Annotated in this window: 21 protein-coding genes; 13 read left to right on the top strand and 8 right to left on the bottom strand. The window is 61.9% G+C overall.

Translation table 11 applies throughout. The features are described 5' to 3' along the window. Positions 1-274 precede the first annotated feature (274 nt). Entirely contained in the window at positions 275-2,452 is a 2,178-nt protein-coding gene (locus tag M1E05_RS11440; RefSeq protein ID WP_461162974.1) for an elongation factor G-like protein EF-G2, read from the top strand. A gap of 22 nt (positions 2,453-2,474) precedes the next feature. Here the strand turns inward: M1E05_RS11440 and M1E05_RS11435 are convergent, their stop codons facing one another. Then, positions 2,475-2,726 (bottom strand): hypothetical protein, encoded by a 252-nt coding sequence (locus M1E05_RS11435; protein ID WP_461162973.1) that lies wholly within the window; start codon positions 2,724-2,726, stop codon positions 2,475-2,477. Positions 2,727-2,791: 65 nt separating this feature from the next. After that, positions 2,792-3,721 (bottom strand): NAD(P)/FAD-dependent oxidoreductase, encoded by a 930-nt coding sequence (locus M1E05_RS11430; protein ID WP_461162972.1) that lies wholly within the window; start codon positions 3,719-3,721, stop codon positions 2,792-2,794. A gap of 78 nt (positions 3,722-3,799) precedes the next feature. Between M1E05_RS11430 and M1E05_RS11425 the strand changes: the two genes are divergently transcribed. Further along, positions 3,800-4,387, top strand: a complete 588-nt coding sequence (locus tag M1E05_RS11425) for a helix-turn-helix domain-containing protein (protein WP_458114081.1) — start codon at positions 3,800-3,802, stop codon at positions 4,385-4,387. A 34-nt stretch (positions 4,388-4,421) separates the two neighbouring features. Here M1E05_RS11425 and M1E05_RS11420 read toward each other — a convergent pair whose 3' ends face one another. After that, positions 4,422-5,087: an alpha/beta hydrolase family protein gene (locus M1E05_RS11420; protein WP_461162971.1), complete on the bottom strand. Its 666-nt coding sequence runs from the start codon at positions 5,085-5,087 to the stop codon at positions 4,422-4,424. 111 nt (positions 5,088-5,198) lie between these two features. Between M1E05_RS11420 and ligD the strand changes: the two genes are divergently transcribed. Further along, entirely contained in the window at positions 5,199-6,224 is a 1,026-nt protein-coding gene (gene ligD / locus M1E05_RS11415) for a non-homologous end-joining DNA ligase (RefSeq protein WP_461162970.1), read from the top strand. A 140-nt stretch (positions 6,225-6,364) separates the two neighbouring features. Then, complete coding sequence (locus M1E05_RS11410; protein WP_461162969.1) at positions 6,365-6,784, top strand: VOC family protein; 420 nt, start codon at positions 6,365-6,367, stop codon at positions 6,782-6,784. A gap of 3 nt (positions 6,785-6,787) precedes the next feature. Here the strand turns inward: M1E05_RS11410 and M1E05_RS11405 are convergent, their stop codons facing one another. After that, positions 6,788-7,918: a class I SAM-dependent methyltransferase gene (locus tag M1E05_RS11405; RefSeq protein ID WP_461162968.1), complete on the bottom strand. Its 1,131-nt coding sequence runs from the start codon at positions 7,916-7,918 to the stop codon at positions 6,788-6,790. A gap of 183 nt (positions 7,919-8,101) precedes the next feature. After that, a complete protein-coding gene (locus M1E05_RS11400) occupies positions 8,102-9,733 on the bottom strand; it encodes a helix-turn-helix transcriptional regulator (RefSeq protein ID WP_461162967.1) in 1,632 nt (543 codons plus the stop codon). A 151-nt stretch (positions 9,734-9,884) separates the two neighbouring features. On the opposite strand from M1E05_RS11400, the gene M1E05_RS11395 reads away from it, so the two are divergent. After that, positions 9,885-11,225 (top strand): erythromycin esterase family protein, encoded by a 1,341-nt coding sequence (locus M1E05_RS11395; protein ID WP_458114075.1) that lies wholly within the window; start codon positions 9,885-9,887, stop codon positions 11,223-11,225. A gap of 172 nt (positions 11,226-11,397) precedes the next feature. On the opposite strand, the gene M1E05_RS11390 is transcribed toward M1E05_RS11395, so the two are convergent. Beyond that, complete coding sequence (locus M1E05_RS11390) at positions 11,398-11,853, bottom strand: CHRD domain-containing protein (RefSeq protein WP_461162966.1); 456 nt, start codon at positions 11,851-11,853, stop codon at positions 11,398-11,400. Between the two features lie 238 nt (positions 11,854-12,091). Here M1E05_RS11390 and M1E05_RS11385 point away from each other — a divergent pair, with 238 nt between their 5' ends. From M1E05_RS11385 to M1E05_RS11375, 3 genes are all read left to right on the top strand, one after another. After that, entirely contained in the window at positions 12,092-13,303 is a 1,212-nt protein-coding gene (locus M1E05_RS11385; protein WP_458114073.1) for an inorganic phosphate transporter, read from the top strand. After that, positions 13,300-13,521: a hypothetical protein gene (locus tag M1E05_RS11380; protein ID WP_458114072.1), complete on the top strand. Its 222-nt coding sequence runs from the start codon at positions 13,300-13,302 to the stop codon at positions 13,519-13,521. The genes M1E05_RS11385 and M1E05_RS11380 overlap by 4 nt, the downstream gene beginning before the upstream one ends. A 77-nt stretch (positions 13,522-13,598) precedes the next feature. Beyond that, positions 13,599-14,141 carry a dihydrofolate reductase family protein gene (locus tag M1E05_RS11375; protein ID WP_461162965.1) on the top strand — a complete coding sequence of 181 codons (543 nt, stop codon included), beginning with the start codon at positions 13,599-13,601 and terminating at the stop codon, positions 14,139-14,141. On the opposite strand, the gene M1E05_RS11370 is transcribed toward M1E05_RS11375, so the two are convergent. Further along, on the bottom strand, positions 14,142-14,606 hold the full coding sequence (locus M1E05_RS11370; RefSeq protein WP_458114070.1) for a hotdog fold thioesterase: 465 nt from the start codon (positions 14,604-14,606) through the stop codon (positions 14,142-14,144). Between the two features lie 244 nt (positions 14,607-14,850). Here M1E05_RS11370 and polA point away from each other — a divergent pair, with 244 nt between their 5' ends. The 4 genes from polA to rpsA all read left to right on the top strand — a co-directional run bounded on the left by polA (position 14,851) and on the right by rpsA (position 21,829). Next, positions 14,851-17,493: a DNA polymerase I gene (gene polA, locus M1E05_RS11365; protein ID WP_461165233.1), complete on the top strand. Its 2,643-nt coding sequence runs from the start codon at positions 14,851-14,853 to the stop codon at positions 17,491-17,493. 83 nt (positions 17,494-17,576) lie between these two features. After that, positions 17,577-18,866, top strand: coding sequence for a GNAT family N-acetyltransferase (locus tag M1E05_RS11360; RefSeq protein ID WP_461162964.1), 1,290 nt, complete (start codon positions 17,577-17,579; stop codon positions 18,864-18,866). A 64-nt stretch (positions 18,867-18,930) separates the two neighbouring features. Next, positions 18,931-20,166, top strand: coding sequence for a benzoate/H(+) symporter BenE family transporter (locus M1E05_RS11355; RefSeq protein WP_461162963.1), 1,236 nt, complete (start codon positions 18,931-18,933; stop codon positions 20,164-20,166). Between the two features lie 181 nt (positions 20,167-20,347). After that, on the top strand, positions 20,348-21,829 hold the full coding sequence (rpsA, locus tag M1E05_RS11350) for a 30S ribosomal protein S1 (protein WP_309106871.1): 1,482 nt from the start codon (positions 20,348-20,350) through the stop codon (positions 21,827-21,829). 153 nt (positions 21,830-21,982) lie between these two features. On the opposite strand, the gene M1E05_RS11345 is transcribed toward rpsA, so the two are convergent. Beyond that, positions 21,983-22,675: a YigZ family protein gene (locus M1E05_RS11345; RefSeq protein ID WP_461162962.1), complete on the bottom strand. Its 693-nt coding sequence runs from the start codon at positions 22,673-22,675 to the stop codon at positions 21,983-21,985. 22 nt (positions 22,676-22,697) lie between these two features. Between M1E05_RS11345 and coaE the strand changes: the two genes are divergently transcribed. Then, the gene (gene coaE, locus M1E05_RS11340; protein ID WP_461162961.1) at positions 22,698-23,924 is read left to right on the top strand and encodes a dephospho-CoA kinase; all 1,227 of its coding nucleotides are present in this window, start codon (positions 22,698-22,700) and stop codon (positions 23,922-23,924) included. The last annotated feature ends 52 nt before the right edge of the window (positions 23,925-23,976 follow it).

The following is a 23,976-nucleotide window of genomic DNA, read 5'->3' as shown; positions in this document are numbered from 1 at the left end:
TGCGGTCTTGTTTGCCGGGTGCGTCGTCGCACCCGTTTGTCCCGCCCACAGCTAATCCTGCGGTTTCCCCCAAAACAACAAAAAGCACACTTTCGAACTGAAATGATCACAGCAGAACACCAGAACACCCAGTGCAAGCCCGGCTTGCTGGAATCGATGCCAAAGCAAAGACCCACCTTGGTTAAGCCTTCGGGGCCCCTCTTGCTGTTCAGGTGCCTCAGGGTGTCCAATCCTTAACAAAGACAAAAGGCGCACGGACACGCAGGAGATGCACATGTCGGGAAAAGGAGCAAAGAGCCCGGCGAGAAGTTCGGGCCGGGGCAATGGGGACCCGCGCCGCTCGGACGCCTCCACCTGGTCGCCGGCAGAGCGCCCGGAGCAAATCCGCAATGTTGCCTTGGTGGGGCACTCGGGCGCGGGGAAAACGATGCTGGTGGAGGGCCTGCTGGCCGCGACCGGTGCCATCACCAGGATGGGTTCCATAGCCGACGGCACCACCGTGAGCGATGCCGATCCCTCAGAGATCCACCAACAGCGCTCAGTGGCTCTCGCCGTCGTGCCCGTGGTTTTTGACGACATCAAAGTGAATCTGCTGGACACTCCCGGCTACCCGGACTTCACTGGTGAGTTACGTGCAGGGCTCCGGGCGGCGGACGCAGTGCTTTTCGTTGTGTCAGCCGTTGACGAGATCGACACCGCCACGATCGCACTCTGGGGGGAATGCGAAGCCGCCGGGATGCCGCGTGCGGTGGTGATCAGCCGCCTCGATCATCCGCGCGCCGATTTTGACGCAGCCCTGGCGGCCTGCCAGCAGGCGTTCGGCGATTCCGTACTGCCGCTGTACCTGCCGCTGCCCTCTGGCGCCGGCTCGATCAGTCTGCTCGGCCTGTTGTCGAGGACCGTTTCGACCTACACAGACGGCAGCGCCGAACGCCAGGTACGGGAAGCCGACGACGGCGAACTGGCCGAGGCGGATGCGGCTCGCGGAACGCTCATCGAAGGAATCATCGCCGAAAGCGAGGACGAAACGCTGATGGAGCGGTATCTGGCCGGTGAAGAGGTCCCCCTTGAGGTCCTCGTCGCCGATCTGGAGACCGCCGTCGCCCGTGGTTCCTTCTTCCCAGTGCTGGCCACCGCCGCTGAATCCGGTGTCGGAATGCTGGAAGTGCTTGAGGTCCTGCGCGGCGGATTTCCGTCCGGGGCGGAGCGGGAGCTTCCGGTGGTCAGGCAGGTCGACGGTACCTCCACAGTGGAGCTGACTTGCGATCCCAAGGGGCCACTGGTGGGGGAAGTGGTGCGGACCACCATCGATCCGTTCCTGGGACGTGTGTGCCTCGTGCGCATTTTCTCGGGCACGCTGCGGGAGGACTCGGCAATTCACGTAGGCGGGCGGGGACTGGCGGATCGCGGACACCTCGATCACGACAGCGACGAGCGCATCACCCACTTGTACGCGCCCATCGGCGCATCCCTGCGGCCTGTGCCTTTCTGTGTTGCCGGTGACATTTGCGCGCTGGCAAAACTCGGGAATGCCGAAACCGGTGACACCATTTCCTCGCGTGAGCGGCCGTTGCTGGTGGAGGCCTGGGATATGCCCGAACCCATGATGCCTGTGGCCATCGAGGCGGCTTCCCATGGCGACGAGGATGCCCTTGCGAAAAGCCTCGGCAAGGTTGCCGCCGGGGATCCGACCCTTAGGGTGGAACGCAACTCCGAAACCCATCAGCTGATCCTGTGGTGCATGGGCGAGGCGCACGCGGAGGTTGTGCTGGACCGGTTGAGGGAGCAGGGTGTAAAGCTGCAGACAGTGGAGGTGGTGACTCCGCTGCGCGAGACCTTTGCGGCTCCCTCGGCTGGCCACGGCCGGCATGTCAAACAGTCCGGCGGCCATGGGCAATACGCCGTTTGCGACGTCGAGGTGGAGCCGCTGGACCGCGGATCCGGCTTTGAGTTTGTGGACAAGACCGTTGGCGGCGTGATCCCGGGACCGTACATAACGTCTGTGGAGAAGGGAGTCCGGACGCAGATGCAAAAAGGGGTAGCAGCCGGCTTCCCTGTGGTGGATATCCGCGTCACGCTCGTGGGCGGCAAAACCCACAGCGTTGACTCCTCCGACGCCGCCTTCCAGGCCGCGGGCGCGCTTGCCCTGCGGGAGGCGGCTTCGGCCACCCGCATTCAGCTGCTTGAGCCGGTTTCAGCCGTGACTATTACCGTGTCAGATGACTACGTCGGTGCCGTTATGAGTGATCTGTCATCGCGGCGGGGGAGACTAACTGGAACAACGTCCGTCGGAGACATGACCGAGATCAGCGCCGAGGTTCCGGACCAGGAGTTGCTGAAGTACGCCGTGGAGTTGCGCGCCCTGACCGCAGGCACTGGACGCTTTAGCCGCCGGTACGTCCGCCATGATCCGGTCCCGTCGAATGCGATTCCGGCATCTGTGAAAGCCTGACGCTTCCCCCCCCAAACGGAGATCAGCGGCGTGCGGCTCGGCTCAGCAGCAGTGCGCGCAGGCGGTGAAGGTGCGGCATGATCCCGTAAATGACGATGGGAACCGCAACTGTGGCCAGCACGAAGGTCCGCAGTACAGGATGCAGGATCCCGAGCCACTCTCCGAAAGCCAGGTTGATGAGGGTCAGGGTGGGGAACACAGCCAGCCAGATCATCAGCGCGAGCTGATGTTTGTTGGGCGGTGCGGGACGGGTTGACGTTGACTGGATGGACATAGGTTCTCCTCGGAGTCTTGCAGGCAGTGGGCGGGACGAAGTGGGGAAGGGCAAGTTGCTGCCTGTCAAAATCCCCTGTTGAAATCGCGGACGGCGTTTCGGATGTCCTCCTCGACGAGGTCCGCGTTGATGGCCATGGCTGCGGCGGATCCTTCCCCGGCGGCCGTGATCACCTGAGCTCGAGGGTTGGCAACATTCCCGGCTATCCAGACGCCGGGAACAGTGGTGCGGCCGCTACTGTCCCGGACGGCCCAGCCTGCCTCATCCAGTTCGCAGCCGAGACCGATGAGGAGGCTGTTGTTCGGGATGAAGCGCGGCGGCACGAACAGTGCGTCCCGTCGGATGATGGCCCCGTCTTCCATTTCGACGCCGGAGAGAAGATCGTCCTCAACGACGACCCGTCTGACATCGCCTTCGACGATGCCTATCGACCGGGCAACCAGCTCCGAGCGGTGAACGTTGGTCAGCGATTCAGCGGGCACGAACAACACGACATCCTTGGCCCACTGGCGGACGATCTGGGCGTAACGGACCGCATCCGGTGCGCCGCCCAGAACACCTAGCTGCAGGTCACGGACTTCATAGCCGTGGCAGTAAGGGCAATGCAGAACGTCCCGCGCCCACCTGTTGGTCAGGCCCGGAATGCCGGGCAGCTCGTCCTGCAGCCCGGTGGCTACCAGAAGACGCCGCGTCGCAATCCGCCTCCCGCCGGAAAGCAGCGCTTGGAATCGAGACTTTCCGCAAGCAACGAGATCTGTTACCTCACCGTTCAAGACGTGGGCACCGTAGCCCGTCACCTCCTGGCGGGCAATCACCAGAAGCTCGGCGGGAGGCAGGCCATCGCGCGAAAGGAACCCGTGCATATGGGAGGCAGGGGAGTTGCGTTGCGCCCCTGAATCCACCACCAGAACCTTGCGTCGGGCTCGGGACAACACCAATGCGGCTGACAGTCCTGCAGCGCCGCCGCCCACTATGACTACATCAAAATCGTTCATGTCTCCAAGGCTGGGCCCCGGGTTCCTGTTCCGACAACAAACGTTGCTGTTTCCGGGAAACGAAGGTTGGATGGTTCTGTGAATGACACGACGAAATTGATTGCTGCGGCGCTCGATCAGGTTGGAGTGCGCCTCAAACGACTACGAATGCAGCGTGGCGTCACGCTGACCGGTCTCTCCGCAGTTACCGGTATCTCCAAGAGCACCCTGTCGCGTCTGGAGACAGGGCAGCGCCGTCCAAGCTTGGAGCTGCTCCTCCCGCTGGCCCAGGCCTACCGCGTGCCATTGGAAGAGCTGGTGGGGGCACCCGAAATCGGGGACCCCCGGATCCGTCTCAAACCCCATAAGGCGAACGGCCGGACAGTCGTACCGTTGACCCGACAGCCGGGCGGGATGCAGGCCTGGAAAATAATCATTCCCATCTCCAAAGCCGACCCGGACCTCAAGGCTCACGAAGGATACGAATGGCTGTACGTTCTTTCCGGCCGTATGCGACTGCTTCTGGGCAGCCATGACCTCGTCCTCCGGGCAGGTGAAGTAGCAGAATTCGATACCCGCGTACCTCACTGGTTCGGCAGCACAGGAGACCAGCCGGCAGAAGTTCTGAGTGTATTCGGAGGACAAGGGGAGAGGATGCATGTACGTGCCAAGGCCAGCAAAGAGTGATTATGGGCGGGCCTGGCTCGCCTCATAGTGCTGCTCAGGAATGCCCGCGGAGAAAATCTGCCACAGGCTTCGCGAGCGATGCCCCCACTTCTTCAGGGCTGCGCTTGAAGCCCTTGATAGCGAAGGAATGGTCTCCGCCCTCCACCCAGTTCAGCGTCGCCGCGTCACCGATCCGTGCGACTACAGACTCAAGCAAGGCAGGCGTCACGAAGGGGTCACCCGTTCCCTGGAGGAAGAGCATGGGCAGCGTGAGGCCGTAGAGGTGCTCGTCCCGGATCTTCTCGGGCTTTCCTGGAGGATGCAGGGGGTAGCCGAGGTAAATCAATCCGGCAGCCGGCATACCTTCGGCAACCGCCATTGACGCCATCCGCCCACCAAAGGACTTGCCGGCCGCCCACAAGGGCTCACCTTCCGAGTGTTTCGAAGCGACGTCCATGGCCGCCCGCCAAGCCGCGATCGCCGTCGGCGGCCTGTCCGGGAACTTCTTACCGGCCTCGCGGTACGGGAAATTGAAGCGGAGGGTGGCAACACCCTGATCACCCAGGGCGGCCGTGAAGCCGACCATAAACGGATGATCCATGCCGGCGCCGGCGCCGTGGGCAACCACGAGTGTCGCGAAGGAACTGTCAGGACGTCCGTAAGCCGCGGAAACTGGACTGTCACCAACGGAGATGGTGAGGGGGATTTGGGGGACGGGCATGCCTCAATAATGCCTGAACCCGCTGCCCGGCCGTACCCAACTCAAAAGAGTGTCTGCCATCCACACGGCAGATCTGCTGACGTGGCTACTTCTGCGGGGTAGGTTGTTCCCATGGCGAGCGAAGCAACCACCCTCACCGTCGACGGTCCGAACGGTCCCCGGGAGATGCGGATATCGAGTCCCAGCCGCGTTCTCTGGCCGGAGCCTGGCATCACCAAACTGGATCTGGCCAACTTCATGGTGGACGTGGGGGAAGCCTTCGTCAGGGCAAATGGCGGCCGCCCCATTACGCTCCAGCGCTTCTCGGAGAATATCGACGGCGAACAGTTCTTCTCAAAGAATCCTCCCAAGGGGGCACCGGACTTCATTCGGTCCGTCAAGGTGGTCTATCCGAGCGCGCGGACCCATCCCCAGGTGGTCATCGACGAACCCGCGGCGGCTGTCTGGGCGGTGCAGATGAACACCATCGTTTTCCACCCCTGGCCGTCCCGCGCGGATAACTCGGACAACCCGGACCAGCTGCGGATCGATCTGGATCCTCAGCCCGGAACGGACTTCGACGACGCCGTCCCGGCCGCGATCGAGCTGAGAACTGTGCTGGCAGAAGCCGGGCTTACTGCGTTCATCAAAACATCCGGGAACCGCGGCCTGCATGTGTTCGCCCCCATCGAGGCCACCCGGGAATTCCTGGACGTCAGGCACGCGGTCATTGCAGCGGCTCGCGAACTTGAGCGCCGCATGCCGGACAAGGTCACTACGGCCTGGTGGAAGGAAGAGCGAGGCGTGAAGGTTTTCGTGGACTTCAACCAGGCCAACCGTGACCGCACCATGGCCGGGGCTTACAGTCCTCGGCCCCTTGCCCATGCGCCGGTCTCCTGCCCGATTGAATGGGATGAACTGGAAAGCGTGGATCCCAGGCAATTCACCATCCTGACAGTTCCCGAGCGGTTGAAGACAACCGGTGACCCCTGGGCGGATATGCACTCCAAGCCGGGGAACATCGACACCCTCCTGGGCTGGTGGCAGCGCGATATCGACGCCGGTCTGGGTGAACTCCCGTTCCCTCCGGATTATCCGAAAATGCCCGGTGAACCGCCCCGGGTCCAGCCCAGCCGGGCGAAAAAAGCTGCCGGCTGACAACCCGCTGGACAGGCACGGAAAGTGTCTGTGAGGGTCTAGGAACGGCACATGAATTGGGGCACCATATGAAGTGTTCCCAGCCCGCCGCGCTGCTTTGTCGCCGCCCGGGCCTCCGCCAGACTCCAAGGAGATCCCAAATGCCAACCCGCCTCAACCCCTACCTTGGCTTCCGCGACAACGCCCGCGAAGCTATGGCTTACTATCAGTCAGTCTTCGGCGGGGAACTCACCATGAGTACTTTCGGCGAGTTTCAGGCCAGCGAAGATCCTGGTGAGCAGGACAAGATCATGCACGCCATGCTCACCACAGATTCGGGAATGGTGCTGATGGGGGCGGACACACCTAATGGCATGAACTACAACCCGGGTGACAACTTCTCTGTCTCCCTCAGCGGTGAGGACGAAGCTGAACTACGGGGTTACTGGGACCGGCTTTCTTCGGACGGTATGGTCACAGTCCCGTTCGAGCCGGCTCCGTGGGGTGACACCTTCGGCATGTGCACCGACAAGTTTGGTGTTTCCTGGTTGGTCAATGCCGCCGGGGCGCCGTCCGCCTAGCAGTTATCGTCCGGCTACCACAGACGCCGCCTTTGTTGCCACAAAGTAAGCATTGAAGGGGTCCTCCTCCAGATCCTTGACCTCTATATGCTCGAAGCCGGCGTCGCGAACCATGGACTCGGCCAGTTCGACACCCCAGACCGTTCCGAGGCCATCGCCGCCCTGCGACAAGGAAACCGATGTGCAGTGGGTCGTGGAGACGGCGTAAAGGAAGGTTGCCCAGGGGAGCCCGATGTTATTCTCAAGCCTGCTCGAGGCCTTGATGTCCACCATCAGGAACGTCCCACCCGGGCGGAGTGCTTCGTGGATATTTCTGAGGACGGCGGCGGGATGTGCCTGATCGTGTATGGCGTCGAAGACTGTGACCAGGTCAAACCCGTCACGGATATCGAGTAAGGCGACGTCACGGGTTTCGAACCGGACATTGTCCAGTCCCAGCCGGGAAGCTTCGGCGCGTCCTGCAATCAGCCCTTCTTCGAAGAAGTCGTATCCTGTGAAGTTGCTGGCGGGAAACGCCTGGGCCATGAGGTTGACGGCGTGTCCGGCACCGCAGGCAATATCGGCGACGTCGATCCCGCTACTAAGGCGGTCTATACAGCCTGACAATGGAAGGATGGTGTCGATCAGGGAAGCGTCATGGACCGAGCCGCTGTCGGCCGCCTGCAACTGGACAAAGCCGGGGTAGTCCTCATAGCCAAGGCCGCCACCGATTTTGAATCTTTCCGCAATCTTTCCGGAAACGGCACCCATCAGCGCGACGTACTGCAGGGTCCGGGCAAGGTTCTCCACCCCCGGTCCGCTGACCGAGGGTGTGACGGCAGGATCCAGCAGATACGTGCGGGAAGCGGGTTCATACTGCACGATCCCGGCGGTAACCATGCCGCCGAGCCATTCCCGCACATAGCGCTCCTGCAATCCTGCTGCATCGGCAATCTGCTCACTGGTGGCAGCCGGCAGCGTCGCGAGGGTGTCAAAAAGGCCTGTTTGGTGGCCAATACTTGCGAGCACCGCCGCGGCCCCGTCGTTAAGGATGTCCACCAACCTCTCGGCGGCGGCCTCTGTTGCCTCAGCAGTGACGCCGGATTCAGCGGTTATGGCAGAACCCTGGATTGTTGGCTCTTCGAGCGTGGTCATGATGGTCCTTTCTCGGCTGTTGGACGGACTAATGAATCCGATACCTCGAAAGTACGTGCCTGGACCCTGCCCCTTCGTCGGGCATCCGCCTCATCTTTTCCTGTCGGGCATGGGTCAAATCATGCAGAACAGCGGTCCTTACCAGCCGGCAATGTGAAGCTTGACCAGGTCATCAGGATTTGATCAGCGCGGCATCCGACGCGGGAGGCTGTGTTCACTTGCCCAAGCGGCCGCCGCGGTCCGGCTTTCCACACCGATCTTGGTGAAAATATTGGCCAGGTGCCGCCCCACCGTTTTCTCGCTGATGACCAGCGTGTGGGCGACTTGCCGGTTGCTGGCCCCGCCGCAGACCAGCGAGAGGACTTCGCTTTCACGTGCCGTCAGTCCGCCCGGTGCGGGTCCACCTTCGACGCGGTCGACGTCTTGGATGGCCCCAAGCTGCCGGTAGATCGCCAAAGCAGTAGCAAGTTCAGCGTCGGCAGCATCAGGTTGGTCCAACTGCCGCCGGCATTCCGCCAACAGTTCGTGGATCTTTGCGGTGCTGTAGCGGAAACGCTGTTCCCGGTAAGTCCGGGCAGCCGAATCCAAGTGGGGAACCGCCTCAGCTGCCCGGCCTGTGGCGAGAAGCACCGCGCCGCGGGCATGCCGGGCCGAGGCCTGGATTCCCGGCGAAGCGTACTTGGCTGCGACGCGTTGGAGGTCGTCAGACCAAGTATCCGCCAGCGCCCGGCGGTCCTGGGCAAGCGCGAGTTCCACGGCCGGCAGCAGCAGGCGTGCCCGTTCCAGCGGGCCGCTTTCACCGATCGCTGCCCTCAGCTGATTGAGCGCGAGGTCGTGTTCGCCGGCGGAGTCATGAAGCAGTGCCTCTCCGGGTTGCGGGTCGACGCCTACATTTCTTGCATCGGCATAGGCAGCGAGCGCGCCCTGGACATTTCCCCTGAGGCGCCTGACTTCGCCCAGTTCGTAATAGCCAGCGCCTGCCATCCAGCCGTGCGCATCCACGAGTTGGTCACTGCGGGGACCTATCTCCCGTTCCACGGTGTCCCAGTCGCCTTCCGCACTGATCAACTGAAGGTGGTGAATCCTGGTGACTCCGGCATAGATAAACGTGGCAGACAGTCCGGCGGTCCAGCGGTCCAAAGCGCTGTTCCAAGCGCGCATTCGGGAAAGGTCGCCAAGAATATGGCACAGATGCACAACCGTGCAGTAGATGTCTCCTGCCCAGATGGGGGACATGTCGCCCGCCAGAACAGAAAGCATGGCCTCGTCCAGCTCCTTGAAGCCCGACTCCGTCTGTCCTCCGCGAACGAGGGCGAGCCCGTTCAGCACACGGGCGAAGGAGGCCAGAGTGGGGTTGTCCAGCAACTCGGCGAGGTGGTCCAGCACCTCGGCTGCCTCCCAGGCCGGGCCGGGATCTTCCTCCAGGTCTATGGACTGGGAGCATTCCAAATACAGAAGGTATCCATACTCCGCTGTTTCCTGATTTTGCTGCACCAAGCGCCTGGCACGGTTCATCCACCCGGAAGCCACAACGATGTCTCCCCGGGTTGCCCACTGCAGGGACAATTCAATGGCTTTCATCGCAGCAGCAGAGTGATCTCCGGTTCCACTCAGGCGTCGGTAGACATGCTCCCAGTGGGCAAGCGACTCCGGCACTATTCCCAGCCACCAGCCGGATTCGGCGAGGACTTCCAGCTCCGGAGTCTCCAGTTCGGAACTGCTTCGGGCAGCGAGCAGATCGCGGCGGGCGGTATCCCAGTCCTTGCGGACAAAGGCGGCTCGCGCGCTGGAAATCAGGTCCGTAACTTCGGTCATGTCAGTGGGCTTCCGGATGGTTCCTCCAGAGTACTGCTCGCCCGATGAGCGGGAAAGAGAACCAATGAACCTCAACTCCGATGACCTTGGGCCCTTTACGGAGGGCCGCAGTGGCGGGAAGCTGGAGTGAGAAGGGCAAGCGGAGAACGTCATGGAAGACAGCCAAAACAGGGGATCCAAGATGACCGACGTCACTGTCAACCCAGCAGTTACGGCGGAGATCCTTGCGCTTGCCCGCCCTCTCGCTGGGCTGCGCGACCTCGACGGCCTGGTCCGGCGCTCTGCAGGGTGTGAGCTCGTGGCCATTGGTGAAGCGTCACATGGAACACATGAGTACTACACATGGCGGTCACGCCTGAGCATCCGGCTGATCGAGGAGCAGGGCTACAACTGGATAGGCGTCGAAGGTGACTGGCCGGACTGCTGGCGGATCAACCGGTGGGTCAAGGGGCAAAGCGGGCTCGACGTCGGAGTGCACGCCTTGCTGGCACGCTTTGAAAGGTGGCCTACGTGGATGTGGGCCAATGAGGAAGTGGCCGGGTTCCTGGACTGGCTTCGCGGCTGGAACATGGAACGTCCGCTGCCTGAACGTGTCGGTTTCTACGGTCTCGATGTCTATTCACTGTGGGACTCGCTGCGTGAGACCATCGGCTGGTTGGAACTTCATGCTCCGGAAGCTGTGCCCGCAGCCAAACGCGCCTGGCATTGTTTTCAGCCGCATCATGAGGATCCGCATGAATATGCGTGGAAGACACGGCTGGTTCCGGAAACCTGCGAAACCGACGTTGTCGCGCTACTGGAGGAAGTACGGAAGCGTGCGCTCGCCGCCATGGACCACGACGACGCTTTTGACGCCTTGCAGAACGCCGAAGTGGCGGCAAACGCCGAGCACTACTACCGCACCATGGTCAACGGCAGCCGCGACTCGTGGAACATCCGCGACCGCCACATGGCAGACACCATTGAGCGCGTCCGTCAGCACTTGGGTCCGCCGTCGAAGGGGATCATTTGGGAGCATAACTCTCACATCGGGGATGCCAGGGCCACCGATATGGCGCGTAACGGACTGGTGAACGTTGGCCAGTTGATCCGGGAGCGGTACGGGGCGGACCGGGTGCTGCTGGTCGGGTTCGCCGGCTACGGCGGTACCGTGGTTGCCGCCGATGACTGGGGGTCCCGCGAACAGGTTGTCAGAGTGCCCGAGGCACGGACAGGAAGTCATGAATATCTGCTTCACCATTGCCTGGGTGTGCCTGCCATCCTGGAATTCGGCAGGAACCGTCCCGGACCATGGTTGTCCCGGAGCCTTGGCCACCGGGCCATAGGCGTCGTCTACAGTCCGGAAAGCGAGCAGGCCAATTATGTTCCGACCGTGATGGGCGGCCGGTATGACGCTCTTATTTGGCTGGAACGTACGGGGGCACTGCGCCCGCTCCACCATGAGGGTCCACCCGTCGGGCCTGAATTCGAAACTGAGCCCAGCGGCTTCTAACCGCTTGGAGGCCGAATGCTGCCCTTAAGCTTCCCATACGCGACAGTGGCCCGACGGCGGTCCGCTAACTGACCGGGCACTCCAGATCGTATCGGCGTCGGACTGTCCGGCAGTGGTGGTTCCCCGGGAATTTGTGCCGGGGCAAGCGCGGTGTGGTTGTGGGCGTCCGGAACTACTTCAGCTGTCCGCGGATCTCCCCGCTTGGGACGGCTATTGTATGGACGTTCACGTAGTAGTCCCGCGGGTTGGCCTCGATTGCGGCCAAGAGCGTTGAATCCACAAGAGTGCAATCGTTCTGGTTCCAGGACGTCCCCTTGCCCACTTCGAGCGGAATGACCACGGGACCGGCCATATTGCGCGGTGCGATGTGAATGTGTGCTGCGGACACATCGGCCGACAGGTTCTGAACACGCAACCGGTAGCAAAATTCCCCATTGACGATCTCATAACTGAAGAATCCATGGGCACGGGAGTTCGGAGCGGGGGTCTCTTGTCCAACATTCAGTGGAATGGCGGCTCCATCACCAAAAGGCGCCGCTGTTGCAGCGCCAACGTTGGCAGCGGCAAGGGCAGTTACGGCAGCCAAAACGGCCATGGCACGGAACCTGGTCGAGTGAGCGTTTAGCATGATCGTTTCTCCTTCGATTAGCCCCAGCAACGTCACGGTACGCCCGCTGGGAAGCAGCGCACAATGGCTTCACCGCCTATGTTTTGTCGTGATGCTGTTGACGCGTACGATCTATAGGGTTTCAAGCCTGCTTGCTGAACCGTACATACCCCGGTGAACTCCCCGTGAACTGTGCTGTTCGGCTTTGGGCAACGGGGAGTGGAACTGCTGACCGTCGACTCTGCAGATTGGGCAACAGGTGGATATCACCTTCATGGTGGCGCTGGTTATAGCGCTGGCACTATTTTTCGACTTCACCAACGGCTTTCACGACACAGCCAATGCCATGGCTACGCCGATCGCCACAGGGGCCATCAAACCCAAAACGGCAGTGGCACTGGCAGCCGTTTTGAACCTCGTGGGCGCGTTCCTCTCCACGGAAGTGGCCAAGACTGTTTCGGGAGGAATTATCCGGGAAGGCTCCGAAGGCATCCAGATCACTCCGGAGATCATCTTTGCCGGGCTCATGGGAGCCATTCTCTGGAACATGATCACCTGGCTCAAAGGCCTGCCGTCCAGTTCCTCACACGCCCTCTTCGGCGGCCTCATCGGCGCCGCGATTGCCGGCATCGGGTTGCACTCGATCAACTTTGAATCCCTGATGCAAAAAGTGATCCTTCCGGCGATTTTTGCCCCGGTCATTGCGGGCGCTGTGGCTTACGTCTGTACCCGCCTGGCCTATGCGCTGACCTCCAGGCACGATCCCGAAACAGGGGACAAACTGACGCAGAAGCGCGGCGGCTTCCGCACAGGGCAGATCTTCACTTCCAGCCTGGTGGCACTCGCCCACGGAACCAACGATGCGCAGAAGACTATGGGCATCATCACCTTGGTGCTGATCGCCGCAGGAACCCAGCCCACGGGTTCCGGGCCGCAGTTCTGGGTGATTGCTGCCTGTGCCTTCGCTATTGCAATCGGCACCTACGCCGGCGGCTGGCGGATCATCAGGACAATGGGTTCTGGGCTGACTGATGTTAAGCCCGCGCAGGGGTTCGCCGCTGAAACCAGCACGGCCTCAGCCATTCTTGCGTCATCCCATCTGGGGTTCGCCCTGTCCACCACGCAGGTGGCTTCGGGTTCAGTCATCGGTTCAGGGCTTGGCCGCAAGGGAACCTCGGTGAGGTGGGCGACGGCGGGGCGGATCGCCATCGGCTGGCTGTTCACCCTCCCGGCTGCCGGCATCATGGGTGCTCTGACGGCCTGGCTGGTCAGCACCGGCATGGTCGGCGTCGTCATCGCTGGAGCCGCAGGATTTGCCTCAGTGCTGCTGATGTACTTCGAATCCCGCAAATCCCACGTCGGCCACCACAACGCCGTCGAGGTTGAGGAAGCCGGACACGCCGTCAGGTTCCAAAAGACGAAGGCGGCAGCGGCAGCACGGGCGAACAAGAAGAATGGCGGCCAGAAATGAAGTGGTTGGAGCTTTTGATGGTGGGCGGAGCCACCCTGGTTGCGGCAGTGACAATTGTGGGACTGTACTCCCTTGGAGTCCGGCTGACAGCCATAGCCGGAGATGTTACTCCCGAGGCCCCCCGGTGGGTTCAGCCTCTGGCCTACATCTGTTTCGGACTCTGCGGCCTGGCAGTCCTCTTTGGGCTGTACCTGATCATTCCGTATTTCAGCAAGTAGCTTTAACCTGCCGGTCCGGCGCCAAGAGGTTCGAAGGCAGTATTTGAACCCGGACCTGAAGTGATTAGGCTGGGGCCATGTCGAGTCTCCAGTATTACGTCGGCGCCTCCCTTGACGGCTTTATCGCAACTCCCGACGACGACCTTTCCTGGCTCCTGCAATTCGACGGTTTCGAAGGCGGGAAGGAGAGCTATGACTCCTTCATGGAGGGCGTCGGCTGCATCGTCATGGGAGGGGAGACCTACCGGTGGCTGCTGGAGCACGAGCCCGGCAACTGGCCTTATCCCACCACACCTTGTTGGATTTTCACCCATCATGAGGGCACGGTGCCCAAAGACGCTGATATTACCTTTGCCCACGGCGACGTCAGGACATTTGTCGGCGATCTGAAGGCAGATGCCGATGGCAAGAACGTGTGGGTGGTGGGCGGAGGTAACCTCGCAGCGCAATTTGCCGATGCCGGCCTGTTGGATGAACTGATTGTTTCGGTCATCCCCTTAATTCTTGGCGATGGCAAGCCGCTCCTGCCGCTGCGGAAGCCTACGCCACCCTTGGAACTGGTTTCCTCAGCGGCACTGGGGCGCGGCGTAGTGGAGTTGCGGTACCGGCTAAATTCCTGATCAGCCGTCGATATCACGTATGAGGTTGGTGATTCGCGCAGTCGACAACCTCCGGCCCTGCTCGTCAGTCATGACGATCTCGTGGGTGGTGAGCGTGCGGCCCAGGTGAATGGCGGTACAGGTTCCCGTCACCGTACCCGCGGAGGTGGACCGGTGATGGGTAGCGCCGACCTCGATTCCAAGCGCCTGCCTCCCGGGACCTGCATGCATTCCTGCTGCAAAGGATCCCAGGGTCTCGGCGAGGACAACGTGGGCCCCGCCGTGCAGGATACCCGCCACTTGTGTGTTGCCTTCCACGGGCATCGTGGCCACGGTGCGTGCCGGACTCATCTCGAGAAAGCGGATGCCCATCTTGACCACCAAGGCACCGATTCCGTAGCCGCCGAGCCAATCATGCAGTTCCTCGGGGATTCCGGCTGAGGTCAGTTCGTCCGCAAACCGGTGGGGCGTGAAATTGTCCATCATGCCAACTAGGCTGGCACCTGTGAGTGAAACTACCAAACCGGCCCCCTTCCCGTTCGAAACCGCTGACCTTCAGGACGATGCTGCCCTGAAGGCCAACGCCCCTGCTGACGCAGCCCTGCCCACTGACGCTGCCTTGCAGGACGTGAAGGTCCCGCCGCCCGGTGATCGTTCTGTTTCGGCCACGGAAGCCCCTGTGATTCCTATTACCGATCAACCGCGCCTCCTGGTCCTGGACGGGCACTCGATGGCCTTCCGGGCTTTCTTCGCCTTGCCGGCGGACAAGTTCTCCACGGCAAACGGGCAGCACACCAATGCCATTCATGGATTCACGTCCATGCTTATCAACCTGATCAAGGAACAGAAGCCCACCCACGTCGCCGTGGCCTTCGACGTATCGGATGACACCACCCACCGTAAGGCCGAGTACAGCGAGTACAAGGGCGGCCGCAATGAAACTCCCAGCGAGATGAGCGGCCAGATCGACCTCATCGACAAGGTCATGCAGGCGTGGGGCATCAAGACCATCAAAATGCCGGGTTATGAAGCTGACGACATTTTGGCAACACTCGCCGCGATGGGCGAAAAGGCCGGTTACGAGGTGCTCCTGGTGACAGGTGACCGTGACGCATTTCAGCTCATCACCGACAACGTTTTTGTGCTTTACCCCAGGAAGGGCGTCAGCGACATTCCCCGGCTGGACACTGCCGCAATTCAGGAGAAGTACTTTGTGACGCCCCCGCAGTACTCGGACCTGGCCGCATTAGTGGGGGAGTCCGCGGACAACCTCCCAGGCATCCCGGGAGTTGGCCCCAAGACGGCAGCCAAATGGATTAACCTCTACGGCGGACTCGAGGGGGTCCTCGAAAACGTCGACGCCATCGGCGGCAAGGTAGGGGACGCGCTCCGCGAAAACGTGGAGGCCGTCAAACGCAACCGGCGGCTGAACAGGCTCCACACAGACCTTGATCTCCCGCTCACATTGGACGATCTCGCGGAACCGCGCCCGAACGAGGCCGCACTTGAGCAACTGTTCGACGACCTTGAATTCAAGACCATCCGCACCCGGCTCTTTGCCCTCTACAGCAGCGACGAATTGGAATCCGCCGAGCGCGAGAACATCGACACGCCTGACTTCATCACCCCCTCCAGTGCAACGGAGCTGAGTGCGTTCCTGGCTGCAGGCGCAGGCAAGCGGTCCGCCGTCGCCGTCGACCTGGTGCCCGGCAGGATCGGCGAGGACGCCGCCGCGCTGGCCATCGTCCGTAACGACGCCGCCGTCTATATCGACCTCGCCGCCCAGGATGCTGCAGCCGAAAACGTCTTGGCGGATTGGCTGCGGGACGAGCAAGCACCGAAGGTCATGCATGGCTACAAGGCGGCGTTGAAGGCATTGTCCAGCCGTGGCCTGGGCCTGGAAGGGGTGGTGGATGACACATCAATTTCCGGCTACCTCATCCAGCCGGACCGCCGCACCTATGAGCTCTCCGAACTGGCCCAGCACCACCTCAACATCAGCATCTCGCCCGAGACCGCCAAGGCGGGCCAGCTTGAGCTGTCGTTCGACGGCGACGACGCCGCCGCTTCCGGTGCACTGGTCCAGGCAGCCGCTGTGGTGCAGGCGCTGAGCCGGCACTTTGAATCCGAACTCAAGGAACGCAAGGCCGAGGACCTGCTCACCACCCTGGAGCTGCCCGTCAGCCGGGTCCTTGCCGATATGGAACTGGCTGGAATTGCCATCGACATGCCGCGCCTTGACGAGCAGCTGGCCGATCTCTCCAAAGTGATTGACAACGCCCAGGAGCTGGCCTTCGCAGCGATCGGGCATGAGGTGAACCTTGGATCGCCGAAGCAGCTCCAGACTGTCCTGTTCGAGGAACTCCAGCTGCCGAAGACCAAGAAGATCAAGTCCGGTTACACCACCGATGCGGCGTCGCTCAAGAACCTGCTGGAGAAGACGGGGCACGAGTTCCTGGTTCAGCTCATGGCCCACCGCGAGTCCTCGAAACTGCGCCAGATGCTGGAATCTCTCAAGAAATCCGTCACGGACGACGGCCGGATCCATACCACCTACGCGCAGAACGTTGCAGCTACGGGCCGGATCTCGTCGAACAACCCCAACCTGCAGAACATCCCCATCCGCAGCGAGGAAGGCCGACGGGTCCGGGGCATCTTCGTGGTCAGCGACGGCTATGACTGCCTGCTCTCCGCCGATTACTCGCAGATCGAGATGCGAATCATGGCGCACCTCTCCGGGGACGCTGGCCTCATTCAGGCATACAAGGAAGGGGAAGACCTGCACCGGTTTGTCGGCTCCAACATTTTCCATGTCCCTACCGAAGAAGTCACCAGTGCCATGCGTTCAAAGGTCAAGGCCATGTCTTACGGACTGGCCTACGGGCTGACGTCCTTCGGGCTCTCGAAACAGCTGGAGATTTCCGTCGATGAGGCGCGGACGCTTATGAAGGATTATTTCGACCGCTTCGGCGCCGTGCGCGACTACCTTCGCGGAGTGGTGGACCAGGCCAGGGTCGACGGCTATACAGCTACCATCGAAGGACGGCGCCGCTACCTCCCGGACCTGACCAGCACAGACCGCCAGCTTCGCGAGAATGCGGAGCGCATCGCACTGAACTCGCCCATCCAGGGATCGGCCGCGGACATCATCAAGCGGGCAATGCTCGGAGTGCAGTACGAACTCGAGGCCCAGGGGCTGAAGTCACGGATGCTGTTGCAGGTCCATGATGAGCTCGTCCTGGAGGTAGCAAACGGCGAACGGGCTGCGGTGGAGAAGCTCGTGACAGAGCAGATGGGTGCAGCGGCCCAGCTGACTGTTCCCTTGGACGTACAGATTGGCGTGGGTTCCAGCTGGTACGAAGCCGGGCACTGAGTCAAAAACCAACAGCAGGCATTTTAGAGGGCCGGCGCGCGTCGATCGTGCGCCGGCCGGTAACCGAACTTGGGGAGAATCACGTGGTAGAGAACTATGAAGTAAGGCGATTCCGGGCAGCCGAAAAGGACTCTCCTGACTATTCAAAAAGCACTGACTGGATGCGCGCAGTTGAGGACGGATTCCACGATAACCGGCGCAGCGCGGAGTTCGTGGACAAGATCATTTCCATGTACCGGACGGACGACCGCGAGCTGACTGGTGTTTACCAAACAGGTTCCGTTCCGGTCCATTCCCTGGCAGCTGACATCCCGGTGGCGACGTTCGGGACGCTCTTGAAGACGCTGAACACCGGCTACGGCAGGCAGTTGGCCACGCGCCTGGTGACCGCGGTTACGGTTCGGGGCACTCACCGCCGTCGCGGGCTCTTGCGCCGGATGATGACGGAGGACCTGACTGCTGCGAAGTCGGAAGGGCTGGCCATGGCGGCCCTGACTGCCTCTGAGGGGTCGATCTATGGGCGCTTTGGATACGGCGTGGCTACGTTCGAACGGAGCATCAAGGTGGATACCGGCCCCAGGTTCCAATTGCGGCACGTGCCAGCAGGAACCGTGGAGATCGCGGATCGAAAGGTGCTGCTCGATGTTGCGCCACGGGTGTTCGCGGACGCCCATCATCTTACGCCTGGCTCGATCGTGCGCCAGGAAGGTTACCGCCAGCGGGTTTCCGGAGCTTACGGGCATGATGGTGCCGAAGACCCGGGGATCAGGTGCGCTCTCCATTACAACTCCGACGGCGAGATCGACGGCTACGTCTCGTACAAGTTTTCCGGGTGGGAGACAAAGCCCTACACCGTGAACATTGTGGACCTGGTGGCAGCTTCCGACGCCGCCTACCTGGATTTGTGGAAATTCCTGGGCACCATCGACCTCATCCAGCGCATCAGCTGGGAGGAGGCGCCGGTGGACGACCCCCTGGGCTGGGCACTTGAGGATCCGCGGTGCATTGAGTCTTCAGACCACCGGGATATGCTCTGGCTTCGCATCCTCGACGTCGCGGGCGCGCTCACGGCCCGCCGCTACTCGGCTGACGGCACGCTCACTCTCAAGATCTCGGACACCTTGGGTTTCACCTCGGGCACCTACCGCCTGGAGGTTCGTGATGGGGAAGCCGGCCTCACCAACGCCTCGGCAGACCAGGCACCGGACCTCACCCTGGACGTCGCCGAGCTGGGTTCCATCTATCTGGGAGCCGTTTGCCCGGTGACCCTTACCGCGGCAGGAAGAATCGGGGAGAACACCCCAGGGGCAGCGCTCAAGGCGCGGCAGATGTTTGCTGTTGAACGCTCGGCGCACTGCATGACGCACTTCTAAATCCGGTACCACCGTGCGCCCCGCAGCGATTCCGTTGGATCGCAGCAGGGGCGTATGGGGAGGCATGCGTCAGAGTTCCGACGGCGGATCGCACTGGTTCCGGGAGTGGTCTCCCTCCTTGGGCACGAGTCTGGCCATGGTCACCCTGGCTACTTCGCTCGTTGCCATTCCGTTGTCCGGCGCTCAACAACTGGACCTGTCACGCGGGCAGCTGACTGCTTGGGTCATGACCATCTATACGTTGCCATGCTTAGTCGGCCTGGTTCTGTGTCTGCGGTTCAGACAGCCGCTCCTCCTGACGGGGAACATCTTCGTCCTCATTTTCATCGTCTCCCTTCAAGGCCGGCTTCCGTTCGCGGAACTCGCCGGGGCTTCAATGGTTGCGGGAGTTGCAGTGGTGGCTATCACGGCCCTGGGGCTCGCAGACAAGCTGGCACGCCTCATCCCCGAGCCAATCGTGGTCGGTCTCCTGGCCGGTTCCACCCTCCCATTTGTTGCCGACGTTTTCACTGTCATGGGATCCGAACCCGTGGTGATTGGCCTGGCATTCCTTGCTTACCTCCTGGGCAGAAAGTATCTTGACAGCCGGGTTCCGTCAGTTTTTCTTGCAATGGTGGTGGGGATTACCGCTGCTGTGGCGTTGGGCCGATTCGCGCACGCCGGAGGAGACACTTTCCAGCCCCTACCGGCCCTAACGCTGCCGGTTTTTACCTGGGACGCAGTCTTGACGGCCACTCCGGTCATGGTGGTTCTCATTGTCCTTCAGTCCAACGTTCCCTCCCTGGTCTTCCTGCAGAACCAGCTCTACAGTCCTCCCGTTCGAACAATGGACTACGTCAGCGGGATCGGAACTATATCGGCATCCTTCCTGGGCCCTTCAGGACTTTCTCTTTCGCTTCCGGCCACAGCAATTGTCGCCGGGCCCGATGCCGGTCCTCACCGATACCGCTACAGAGCCGTCATCCTGACGTATGTCATCTTCCTGGCGATGACACCTCTTGCAGGCTTCGCAGCCGCCGCCAGGGTGGTCCTGCCGTTGGAACTGCTGGTAGGAATCGCCGGGTTGGCAGTAATTGGGGTTTTGGGCATGGCCCTGAAGCGGATCACCACGGGTCCTTTGACGCTGGGGCCGCTGATCGCGTTTGCGGTGGCCGTCTCTGATCTGTCCATGTTCGGCCTGGGGCCCTATTTCTGGTCGTTGGTCTTCGGCGTTGCAGTTTCTGGGCATTGGAAGGGGAAGGCGTCAGAGCCCTTCGCGAGCAAGCGCCGGAGCGCAAGTCCTGATAGCTGCCCCTTTTGACCCCGCTTGGCGGGTACGACTAGAATAAACGGGCGTGTACTACGTGCACGTATCTAGAATCCACAAAATCAGGATGACCCGGCAGTTCCGCGTGTTCTGCCGTTTTCCAGTCGTGCGTTCCATAACGTGTGCCTGGCGGTTTGCCTGACCGACTAACTATCCACAACGGAGCCCCTACTACATGACCATCACCTCCACCGAGAAGCCCGGTACCCCCGTAGTCGCGATTAACGACATCGGTACCGCTGAGGACTTCCTCGCAGCAGTCGACGCCACCATCAAGTACTTCAATGACGGAGACCTCGTCGAAGGTACCGTCGTCAAGGTCGACCGCGACGAAGTTCTGCTCGACATCGGTTACAAGACCGAAGGTGTCATCCCCTCCCGCGAGCTGTCCATCAAGCACGATGTTGATCCCGGAGACGTCGTCTCCGTTGGCGATCAGGTCGAAGCCCTGGTGCTCACCAAGGAAGACAAAGAAGGCCGCCTGATCCTCTCCAAGAAGCGTGCTCAGTACGAGCGCGCCTGGGGCGACATCGAGAAGGTCAAGGAAGAAGACGGTGTCGTCACCGGTACCGTCATCGAGGTTGTCAAGGGTGGTCTTATCCTCGACATCGGTCTGCGCGGCTTCCTGCCGGCGTCCCTCGTCGAGATGCGCCGTGTGCGCGACCTTGCTCCGTACATCGGTCAGCAAATCGAAGCCAAGATCATCGAGCTGGACAAGAACCGCAACAACGTTGTGCTTTCCCGCCGTGCATGGCTCGAGCAGACCCAGTCCGAGGTCCGCTCCACGTTCCTCAACAAGCTGGAAAAGGGCCAGGTCCGTCCCGGCGTCGTTTCCTCCATCGTCAACTTCGGTGCATTCGTGGACCTTGGTGGCGTAGACGGCCTCGTTCACGTTTCCGAGCTGTCCTGGAAGCACATCGACCACCCGTCCGAGGTTGTCGAAGTTGGCCAGGAAGTCACCGTCGAGGTTCTCGAGGTCGACCTGGACCGTGAGCGTGTTTCCCTGTCACTCAAGGCTACGCAGGAAGACCCGTGGCAGACCTTCGCCCGCACGCACGCCCTTGGGCAGGTTGTGCCGGGTAAGGTCACCAAGCTGGTTCCGTTCGGTGCGTTCGTTCGCGTCGAAGACGGCATCGAAGGCCTGGTCCACATCTCCGAGCTCGCAGTCCGCCACGTTGAACTGGCTGAGCAGGTTGTCTCCGTTGGTGACGAGCTGTTCGTCAAGGTCATCGACATCGACCTCGAGCGCCGCCGCATCTCCCTCTCCCTCAAGCAGGCTAACGAGGGCGTTGACGCCGAGAGCACCGAATTCGACCCGGCTCTCTACGGCATGGCCGCTGAGTACGACGAAGAGGGCAACTACAAGTACCCGGAGGGCTTCGACCCGGAGTCCAACGAGTGGCTTGAAGGCTACGAGAACCAGCGCGCAGCCTGGGAGCAGCAGTACGCTGACGCCCAGACCCGCTGGGAAGCCCACAAGAAGCAGGTTGCCCAGCACGCTGCTGACGACGCTGCAGCTGCAACGTCCGGTGACAGTGACTCAGGCACCACGAGCTACTCCTCCGAGCCGGCTGCCGCCGAGAACAACAACAACGCCGGCACCCTTGCTTCGGATGAGGCTCTCGCAGCACTGCGCGAAAAGCTCACCGGCAACTAGTCTGCCCGCTGACCGGCACACGAGAGTGAGCTGATCCAGCAAACGAAAGGTGGCCGTCCCCGTTAGGGGGCGGCCACCTTTCGTTAAACGCTTGGAGTTACGGATCAGGCGATCTGGCCCGAATGCTTTCCTTCAGGGAGCGAGTATCTGTGGTTATCCATCGACCCACTCTGTGCCGCCGCGAACCAGGGTGGCTGCGCCGGACGTGAGGGTGGCGATGCGGTCTGCTGCTTCAGACAGCGCCTGGGGATCATCCTCCAGGGCCAGTGTCAGAACAGCCGCGGAGGCCTCATAGCGGGTCTGTGCCAGGAGATAGCCGCTGTTGCGGAGTTCATTTTCCAATCGGCCGGCCTGGGCATGAGCCACGGCAACGCTGCAGAGCCTCAGCCTTCGGCGTTGCACGAGCGGAGCCTTGTCCAAGGCCGTGGCGACCGAGTCCGAATAGGCGCGGACCAATCCGCCCGTCCCCAGGAGGATACCGCCGAAATAACGGACGACGACGGCGGTTACGTCGCTTAGGCCTGTACCTCCTGGTGCGGTCTCCCGTTTCAGCAATGCCTCGAGCATGGGGATGCCGGCGGATCCGGAGGGCTCGCCGTCGTCATTGGAGCGCTGGACGGTGCGATCGGCGCCCAGCACGAAGGCTGAGCAGTGGTGCCGTGCATCGTGGAACTCCTTGCGGAGTTCTTTGATGAGGGAGCGGGCGGCGTCCTCAGTGTCCGTACTGCGAAGAACAGTGATGAACCGGGAGCGGCGGATTTCAAGCTCGGAGCGGAAATCACGTCCTTCCGGCAGCGTTGCATAGGACGTTGCCCTGCCTTCCACCGGATCAGCGTCGTTCAGCACCGCATCAGTTTAGTCTGGTGGAGTGCTGAAGATTGGATTGACGGGCGGAATCGCCTCGGGGAAGTCAGTGGTGGCAACGCGCTTGCGTGAGCTCGGAGCAGTTGTCATCGATGCCGATGCGCTGGCCCGTGAAGTGGTCGAACCCGGAACCCAGGGCCTGGCCCGGGTGGTGGATGCGTTCGGGCCCGGGATGCTGGGGGAGGAGGGCCGGCTCGACAGGGCAAAGCTGGCCGCCGTCGTCTTCGGCAACCCGCAACAGTTGGCGGTCTTGAATGGCATTGTCCATCCCCTTGTCAGGGAACAGGCGGCGGCTATGGCCACTGCAGCGCCCCAGGGCGCAGTTGTGGTCCAGGACATCCCGCTCCTCGTCGAGAGCGGCCAGGGGGCGGCTTTCCATCTGGTGGTTGTGGTCGATGCTCCCGACGACGTGCGTGTCCGCCGCATGATGAAGTACCGCCAAATGAGCGAGCCGGAAGCAGCTGCCCGGATGGCGGCTCAGGCGTCCCGGGAAGTCCGCCTCGCCGCAGCGGACGTCGTCCTGGACAATTCCGGCCCCCCAGAGGCGCTCCTGCAGCAAGTAGACCGCTTATGGCGGGACAGGCTGGTTCCCTTCGCGGAGAACCTGGAGCATGGACTCCGGGCTCCCCGGACGGGAGGACCCGTCCTCGTGGCACCCAATCCGGACTGGAGCAGGCAGGCTGCCCTGCTGATGGCCCGCATCAAGGCAGCGGCACCGGATGATGTGGTGGCCATTGACCATGTCGGCTCCACTGCCATCCCGGGCTTGGAAGCCAAGGATGTCATTGATCTTCAGCTCGCGGTGGAGGACCTGGAAACCGCCGACCGTATTTCGCCGCTGCTCGCGGGCGCTGGTTTTCCACCTTTTCCTGATGTCTTGGCCGACCACCCCAGGCCGTCCTCCCCGCATCCCTCCGAGTGGCGGAAAAGACTGCACGGCAACGCTGATCCGGGCCAGGATGTGAACCTCCACATTCGGGCGGTCGGCTCCCCGGGATGGCGCTATGCGCTGTGCTTCCGCGACTGGCTCAGAGCAGATGCCTCAGCGCTGGAGGCGTACCGCGCCGAGAAGCGCAGGGTGGCCGCCCTCCATGCGAACGACACGTCCACGGTTGGCTATGCAGTGGACAAGGAAGCCTGGTTCACGGAGGTCGCCGACCCGGGGATGGAGCGGTGGGTGAAGCGCAGCGGCTGGAGGCCGCCGTCGTACGCCTCAAGGGTGAATACATAGATTGCGGACAGTGCCTGTCCTGAGGCGCGCTTTCCATGTCCCTGGCCGGCGG

It is taken from the genome of Arthrobacter sp. R4-81 (assembly GCF_054792365.1).
Note: the sequence above shows the minus strand (reverse complement) of the source record. Positions and strands in the feature narration are given on the sequence as shown.

What these genes read in the sequence shown, in the direction of transcription:
- M1E05_RS11440 (WP_461162974.1), top strand. Translation starts at nt 275, where the DNA reads ATGTCGGGAAAAGGAGCAAAGAGCCCGGCGAGAAGTTCGGGCCGGGGC.
- M1E05_RS11435 (WP_461162973.1), bottom strand. Translation starts at nt 2,726, where the DNA reads ATGTCCATCCAGTCAACGTCAACCCGTCCCGCACCGCCCAACAAACAT.
- M1E05_RS11430 (WP_461162972.1), bottom strand. Translation starts at nt 3,721, where the DNA reads ATGAACGATTTTGATGTAGTCATAGTGGGCGGCGGCGCTGCAGGACTG.
- M1E05_RS11420 (WP_461162971.1), bottom strand. Translation starts at nt 5,087, where the DNA reads ATGCCCGTCCCCCAAATCCCCCTCACCATCTCCGTTGGTGACAGTCCA.
- ligD (WP_461162970.1), top strand. Translation starts at nt 5,199, where the DNA reads ATGGCGAGCGAAGCAACCACCCTCACCGTCGACGGTCCGAACGGTCCC.
- M1E05_RS11410 (WP_461162969.1), top strand. Translation starts at nt 6,365, where the DNA reads ATGCCAACCCGCCTCAACCCCTACCTTGGCTTCCGCGACAACGCCCGC.
- M1E05_RS11405 (WP_461162968.1), bottom strand. Translation starts at nt 7,918, where the DNA reads ATGACCACGCTCGAAGAGCCAACAATCCAGGGTTCTGCCATAACCGCT.
- M1E05_RS11400 (WP_461162967.1), bottom strand. Translation starts at nt 9,733, where the DNA reads ATGACCGAAGTTACGGACCTGATTTCCAGCGCGCGAGCCGCCTTTGTC.
- M1E05_RS11395 (WP_458114075.1), top strand. Translation starts at nt 9,885, where the DNA reads ATGGAAGACAGCCAAAACAGGGGATCCAAGATGACCGACGTCACTGTC.
- M1E05_RS11390 (WP_461162966.1), bottom strand. Translation starts at nt 11,853, where the DNA reads ATGCTAAACGCTCACTCGACCAGGTTCCGTGCCATGGCCGTTTTGGCT.
- M1E05_RS11380 (WP_458114072.1), top strand. Translation starts at nt 13,300, where the DNA reads ATGAAGTGGTTGGAGCTTTTGATGGTGGGCGGAGCCACCCTGGTTGCG.
- M1E05_RS11375 (WP_461162965.1), top strand. Translation starts at nt 13,599, where the DNA reads ATGTCGAGTCTCCAGTATTACGTCGGCGCCTCCCTTGACGGCTTTATC.
- M1E05_RS11370 (WP_458114070.1), bottom strand. Translation starts at nt 14,606, where the DNA reads ATGATGGACAATTTCACGCCCCACCGGTTTGCGGACGAACTGACCTCA.
- polA (WP_461165233.1), top strand. Translation starts at nt 14,851, where the DNA reads ATGGCCTTCCGGGCTTTCTTCGCCTTGCCGGCGGACAAGTTCTCCACG.
- M1E05_RS11355 (WP_461162963.1), top strand. Translation starts at nt 18,931, where the DNA reads ATGCGTCAGAGTTCCGACGGCGGATCGCACTGGTTCCGGGAGTGGTCT.
- rpsA (WP_309106871.1), top strand. Translation starts at nt 20,348, where the DNA reads ATGACCATCACCTCCACCGAGAAGCCCGGTACCCCCGTAGTCGCGATT.